General features: G+C 58.1%; 7 protein-coding genes. 5 read left to right on the top strand and 2 right to left on the bottom strand.

Annotated elements, in window-relative coordinates; genetic code table 11:
• On the top strand, positions 1-320 hold a 320-nt coding region (locus tag NW839_RS03220; RefSeq protein WP_414380468.1), incomplete at its 5' end, for a hypothetical protein.
• Positions 321-330: 10 nt separating this feature from the next.
• On the top strand, positions 331-765 hold the full coding sequence (locus NW839_RS03215; RefSeq protein WP_414380466.1) for an energy transducer TonB: 435 nt from the start codon (positions 331-333) through the stop codon (positions 763-765).
• Between the two features lie 160 nt (positions 766-925).
• On the opposite strand, the gene NW839_RS03210 is transcribed toward NW839_RS03215, so the two are convergent.
• Positions 926-1,633 (bottom strand): RNA-guided endonuclease InsQ/TnpB family protein, encoded by a 708-nt coding sequence (locus NW839_RS03210; protein ID WP_011432770.1) that lies wholly within the window; start codon positions 1,631-1,633, stop codon positions 926-928.
• A gap of 256 nt (positions 1,634-1,889) precedes the next feature.
• Between NW839_RS03210 and gcvT the strand changes: the two genes are divergently transcribed.
• Entirely contained in the window at positions 1,890-3,014 is a 1,125-nt protein-coding gene (gene gcvT, locus NW839_RS03205) for a glycine cleavage system aminomethyltransferase GcvT (protein ID WP_414342709.1), read from the top strand.
• 9 nt (positions 3,015-3,023) lie between these two features.
• On the opposite strand, the gene NW839_RS03200 is transcribed toward gcvT, so the two are convergent.
• Positions 3,024-3,983, bottom strand: a complete 960-nt coding sequence (locus NW839_RS03200; protein WP_011432772.1) for a sigma-70 family RNA polymerase sigma factor — start codon at positions 3,981-3,983, stop codon at positions 3,024-3,026.
• A 926-nt stretch (positions 3,984-4,909) separates the two neighbouring features.
• Here NW839_RS03200 and NW839_RS03195 point away from each other — a divergent pair.
• Together NW839_RS03195 and NW839_RS03190 are read left to right on the top strand one after the other, a co-directional pair.
• Positions 4,910-5,284 (top strand): DUF1257 domain-containing protein, encoded by a 375-nt coding sequence (locus tag NW839_RS03195; RefSeq protein ID WP_011432773.1) that lies wholly within the window; start codon positions 4,910-4,912, stop codon positions 5,282-5,284.
• A 23-nt stretch (positions 5,285-5,307) separates the two neighbouring features.
• Positions 5,308-6,423 carry a pentapeptide repeat-containing protein gene (locus NW839_RS03190; protein WP_414349866.1) on the top strand — a complete coding sequence of 372 codons (1,116 nt, stop codon included), beginning with the start codon at positions 5,308-5,310 and terminating at the stop codon, positions 6,421-6,423.
• Positions 6,424-6,456: the final 33 nt, after the last annotated feature.

Below are 6,456 nucleotides of genomic sequence, written 5' to 3'. Positions count from 1 at the left end.
GCCCCGGCTGCAGTTGCCCTGGCAACCCCAACTCCAACCCCTCCACCCAAGCCCACGCCTACCCCAACCCCCGCTCCCCCTCAGCCCACCGCGACCCCGACTGCGGCACCGCCCCCTCCCACGCCTGTCCCCAGACCTACTCCGACCCAAACTCCACCGCCTGTGGCGGCTGCTCCCTCCCCAAGGCCCACTCCCCCGCCAACTGCAGAGCCCTTGCCCATACAGCCAAGCGAGCGGGTTTCGGATCCCAGCCAATTGGCTCCCGTTCCGCCCGCTCCGCAACCGGTGACAGAGGTTCTTCCCGCCCAGCGGCCCTCTGATTCTTCCCAGTTGGGACCTCCGGTCAGTGCTTCTGCTCCCAGCAATGGGGCCGGGATCCAGGGCAGTGGAGCTAGTGGATTGGCCAACCCCACCCAATCCGCTCCCAATCCCCCCAGTGTGGCAGCGCGGGCCGATGTGGATTGGGGCCCCTGGCTGGCCGCTTTGCAGCGGAAAGTGGAGCAAAATTGGATACCTGGGCAGACCGGTACCTCGCGCCGCACGGTGGTGATCTTTACAGTGGGTCGAGCTGGCGATCTGCAGAGCATTCGCCTGGGGCGCACGTCTGGCAGCCAACAAACAGACGATGCAGCGCTGACGGCTATCCAGAGGGCAGCTCCCTTCCTGCCGCTGCCTGAGGCTTACGAGGGCAACTCGGTGACAATTAATTTCACCTTTGATATCAACGTGCTGGGCCAGTTGACTGTAGGGGGATCCGCCAAGTAAACTACCCGACCCTGACTGCTTCGCGGTACAGAGTAGGCTTTTAGTAGCCCTGCAGTTAGTAAATTAACCACGGACCTCTGGGATGGTTTACGACACCCCCAATCGACCGTTACCAGTGCCTTAAACAACCGTTTCTGGTGTCCGCAGTATTATTATTGTATCACAAGGCAAGTGAAGTTGTGTATTCCTCCCGATACTGACTTAATCTGCGCTGGTGCTGCTTTAACCTCCTTTCGCTGCGTCTGAGAAACTTTGGACACTCTACAGAGTTGCCGTTCTGGTCGGTGTAGAAAGCCTTCCAGCCCAAGTCAATGCCAATAACATTGCCTGTGTATTCTCCCTGCTCCTTGCGCTCCACATCCAAGCAGAACTGGGCATAGTACCCATCTGCCCTGCGTATCACCCGCACCCGATTGATTTTGGAGTTTAGGATATGGTGTCTTGCCTCACCATTGCAGTACAAGGCGAATGTTCCTGCGTTGAAGCCGTCGGTGAACGTGATGGACATGCCGTCAGGAGACAGCTTCCAGCCGGACAGCTTGTACTCGACCGACCGACAGTTCTTCTTGAACTGCGGATAGCCTTTCCTTGGCTCTTTGTTCTTGCAACGGCGGTAGAAGTTGGAGAGGGCAGACCAAGCTCTTTCGGCACTAGCTTGACGGGCGGCAGAATTGAGCTGGCGGGCGAAGGGGAACTCTTTGGCCAAGTCCTTGCAGAGGGAATACAGAACCGCTTTGGTCGCGCCCCGGTTATCCATCCAGTACCGTAGACACTTGTTTTGCACAAACTGCGCAGTGCGAATGGCTTCATCCAGAGCTTGGTACTGCTCTGCTGTGCCGTTGAGCAGCTTGGCTTCTCTGACCAACATATTGCTATTTTAAAGTGCTACGCACCGCTACCGCGAACAGCGTTCCTGAAGGGATAAAACGGTCTGCGCCTTACATCCCTGCCCTCAAGGGCAGGGCTTTACGGCGTTTTTTCGGTAAAACCGCAGGGAGCGCTCCAGGTTGCCGACGCGGATCATAGTGTGGAGAAGGCGCATGGCACAAGCTCCGAGAAATGGGCGATGCTGCACTTATTTTAGTCTTTGACCTTTTAGTCTTTAGACCGCTGAGGATCCCTTGATGAGCCAAACGCCTCTGCAACGCACCCCCTTGTTCTCCCTTCATCAAGCTTTGGGGGCGCGATTTGTCTCTTTTGCCGGCTGGGAAATGCCGCTGCAGTATCGGGGAGTGATAGCAGAACATCGGGCAGTGCGGGAGAGGGTGGGGACATTCGACATTTCCCACATGGGCAAGTTCACCCTCTGGGGGCCGGAGCTGGGATCCCACCTCAGCCGTCTGGTTCCCAGCGATCTGAGCGCCGTTCCTGTGGGATCCGGTCGCTACACCGTCCTGCTCAATCCACTGGGGGGCATTTTGGATGATGTCATCTTCTACCGGCATCCACCGGAGGGTGAGCTGGAGCACTGGAGCGTGATCGTCAATGCAGCTACCCGGCAGAAGGATTGGGATTGGCTCAACCACCACTTCCAAGGGATCCCCGGAGTCAACCTTCAGGATCACTCCGACACTCGGGTCTTGTTGGCGGTGCAGGGGCCGGCAGCCGAACAGGTTCTCCAGCCCTTTTTGGAGGGATCCCTGAAGGCTTTGCGCCGGTTTCAGCACGGTCGGTTTGCCACAGCAGCGGGAACCTCGGGAGAGACTATCTTTGTGGCCCGCACCGGCTACACAGGAGAAGATGGCTTTGAAGTTATGCTCAGCCCCGAAGACGGCATCCGCCTTTGGGAGCAACTAATTCAGGCCGGCGTACAACCCTGTGGGCTGGGCTGCCGCGATACCCTGCGCCTGGAGGCTGCCTTCCATCTTTACGGGCAGGACATGGACGAGAGCACCACTCCCTTAGAAGCCGGCTTGGGCTGGTTGGTGAACAACCCAGGGGACTACATCGGCAAGCCCGCCATCGAAAGCCAACGGCAGCAAGGGATCCCTCGCCACCTGGTGGGGTTTCGCATGCTGCATCCGGCCATCCCCCGCAGCGGCTATGCCATCTACGCTCCCAACTCCCCTGAGCCGATCGGACGGGTAACCAGCGGCACCCATTCTCCCAGTTTGGGCTACGGCATCGGCTTGGGCTATGTCGCTCCGGCTTGGGCCAAGGTGGGATCCCGGCTGGAAATTGAAATTCGGGGACAGCGCCAGCCTGCCGAAGTGGTGAAAAAACCTTTCTACAGTGCTGCGCACCGCTGACGCAAACGGTTACAGGTTCCCGTTAACCCAGGGTTTGGCAGCTTTGGGCGTGGAGTATTCCTGTTGCAGCCGCCGCAATTTCCGCAAGGCCCGCCGCTCAATTTGTCGGACTCGCTCTCGCGAAAGGCCGATGTGCTCCCCAATTTCCCGCAGCGTTAGGCCCCTCGATCCATCCAGCCCATAGCGAGCCACGATCACCTGTCGTTCTCGTTCACTCAGTTGGCCCACCAGCGCGCGGACTTCCTCTCGACGGGCAAGCTGGGTTAGGTGTTCAACAGGGTCGTTGTCTTCATCTGGGATGAAGTGCTGCAGCTCGGTGCCGTCTTCATCCCCTACCCCCACATTCAAGGAACGCATCTCTGCCATGTGGCGGGTGATCAGCTCCCGGTAGTTATCGCCAATATCCAGAGAATCAAAAACTTCTTCCGCTTGGGGACGGGATCCCCTTTCGGCAGATAACTCGCGGTAGCGCCGCTTCACCTGGGAGACCTTTTCGTACATGTGGGCCGGCAGACGGATCATCCGCCCCTTGTTTTGGATGCCCCGGTTCACGCTTTGCCGGATCCACCAAGTGGCATAGGTGGAGAACTTGTAGCCACGGGTGGGATCGAACTTTTCCACGGCGCGGGTGAGGCCGATGGTGCCTTCCTGAATCAGATCCAGAAACGGCAAGCCTCGATTGCGATAGCGCTTGGCAATCGACACCACCAAGCGGAGGTTACACTCCACCATTCGTTTCTTGGCTGCTTCCCCCTGCCGCAGGATCTGCTGCAGCTCTGCTAAAGGGATCCCCAGCCGCTGGCTCCAACCTTCCACAGACTCATGGGGCTGCCGTTGCTCCAAGAGCGTCACCATCCGCTGCACCTGGTGAGCCAGGCGGAGCTCTTCTTCAGCGGTGAGCAACGAGTAGCGGCCAATCGTCTTCAAGAAACGCCCCACCGCATCTTGCAAGTCAAGACTTTCTGACATATCAAACCCCACACCATAAATTCATGTCCTGTCAGAATCTCTACTTCTCCTGCTGCATCGGGCCCTCTTCCTACACACGAAGCTGACCTTTCTGCAAACAGCACCTTATTCATACCAGCGCAAAAGCCTTTTCGTAAAGGCTTTGACTTCGAAAAATCTAATCCAGAACTCGGTGTTTGACTCACTAAATTTATTGAGTCTGGCTCACTAGACTCTATTAGGAGCGTCTAGCTGCCCATTTTGTTGATTAAAAACTCTACTAAAAGGGTGGCCGAGAAATTAACCATTTCATAAGCCTGGATTTAAGGCTTAGGAAAGTTACGAAAGATTGTTCTAAACAATCAACAAGTTTTTGATGCCAAATCAGATTGCTCATAAGCTAAGAAAGCAAATTTTTTCACTCATTTTGTTAGAACTAGAAATGGATATTTCTGTTTGCAGAACTATCGGAAGGGCTTGCTCGGCAGGGAATAGAAAGGTTCATCAGCAGGTTTTTGGAATGCCTTGAGGTGAATTTGGCACGTCATCGCCGGCAATTCCAGCCGGAGACAGACGAGAACAGATCCCTGTGGGACAGATTTTTGCTGCTGCCTCCAAACATAGTGGAGACTATCGTCAATTCTTGACTTTAGACGCTAGATGTAGATCCAAGATTTCTGTGTTACCGAACACGCTAGGCGCGGATGCCTCAGCCTCGGTGCTCCGTACCGCTATCGCGAATGCCGCAGCGCGCGCCTACATAAGAAGGCAGGTCAGGCCAGCCCAGCGACCCTCCAGGCCCAGGTGTGTTGCACTCCTGCGGGAGAAAGGGGGAGCTGCGTTCCGCTCGCTCGACCCACCGCAGGATGGTTTACATTTCTTCCACCACCCCAAGGGCGCTTTATAGTGAGGATCCGGTCTCCATCGATCAAAGGATTGGAAGGGCCATGTCTCACTTCACCACCCTGCAAGTGCAAATCAAAGACGCCGATCTCCTGGAAGAGACTCTGAAGGAATTGGGCTACGCTGTGCAGCGGAATGCCAGCCTGCGGGGCTATCTCTGGAACCGCACCCGTGCCGACTTGGTGATCCGGCAAAAGAATGGCTTCGACATCGGGTTTCGTCGCAACGGGGATCACTACGAGCTGGTGGCCGATCTGTGGGGGGCGGGCATCGATCCCAAGACCTTTCTGGAGCCGATTTTGCAGCGCTACGCCCACAAAAGTTTGCTGCGCTCAGCCCGTGAGCAGGGCTATACCATCGAGGCCGAGGAAGTGCTGGAGGATGGCACCATCCGCGTGGTGGTGGGGCGTTGGCTATAAGCCAGGTTCATCGGGATCTGCCCATGGTAGGTAAGCCTCAGCCGGCTGTCAGAACTGGCCAGGGATCCCGGCCCCAACCTTGGGATCTGGTGTTGGGGGGGCAAACGGCAACCGGGAGCGCCCCGGCCCATGCCTTGGTGTTGGGAGGTATCGAGGGGGCGCGGAGACGACTCACCCACAGCGATGAAGCCGTGCGCTTGGCCACCCTGCCCCAGTTGCTGCAGTACGGGTCGGCGGGCCTGGCCGAACTCATTGAAGCCCTCGCCGGCAATAGCTCTTGGGCAGTCCGCTTGGCAGCTTGGCGGCTGTTGTCTCAGCTAGGCCAGCCGGAGGCAGAACGGGCCTGTTGCACCTACAGCCCCTTTCGCCCGGTGGGGGGAGCGCAAGGGGTGATCGTGGCCTATCGGCGGGGGGAGCGGAACTTTGCCTACGCCGACCTGGAGGGAGTGGATCTGCAAGAGGCGCGGCTAGGGGGCGTTAACCTCTACGAAGCCAATTTGAGAAAGGCCAACCTGCGCCTTTGCAACTTCAACGGCGCCCACCTGCGCCGGGCGGATCTGCGCCAGGCCAATTTGCAAGAGGCCAAGCTAAGCGGCGCCGACTTACAGGGAGCCGATCTGCGGGGATCCGACCTGAGGGGGGTAAAAGTTAGCGGCACCAGCCTGCGGGGATCCCGGCTTTCGGAAGAGACCCACCTAGAAGAACGGGTGCGCCACATCTGGCAGTTGCAGAACTGGGGGGGACAGGGACAGGATTTCTCCGGCCAAGACCTGAGCAAAGCCGATCTGCGAGAACTGGTGCTCTGTCAGATCCGGCTGAGGGGAGCGGATCTGAACCGGGCCGATCTGCGCGGATCCAACCTGGAGGGAGCGGACTTGGGGGGAGCCAACCTACAGCGGGCGGACTTGCGGGGGGCCAACTTGCAAAATGCCGACCTGGAAGGGGCCAATCTCAGCGGCGCCGAGCTGCGTCAGGCCCAGTTTCAGGGGGCTAACCTGCGGCGGGCCGATGTCAGCGGGGCCAACCTAACCCAAGCCAACCTGGAAGGAGCTCAGATCGAAGGGTTAAAGCACAGCGGATCCCGGATTGCCGGCCTGATCTTTCCCGACGGCACCCCGATCAAGCCCTGGTGGTGGTAACAGGTGCCTACCGCTCACCCAATGAGCCAAATC

Source organism: Synechococcus sp. R5-15 (assembly GCF_047462035.1).
Lineage (GTDB): Bacteria > Cyanobacteriota > Cyanobacteriia > Thermostichales > Thermostichaceae > Thermostichus.
Note: the sequence above shows the minus strand (reverse complement) of the source record. Positions and strands in the feature narration are given on the sequence as shown.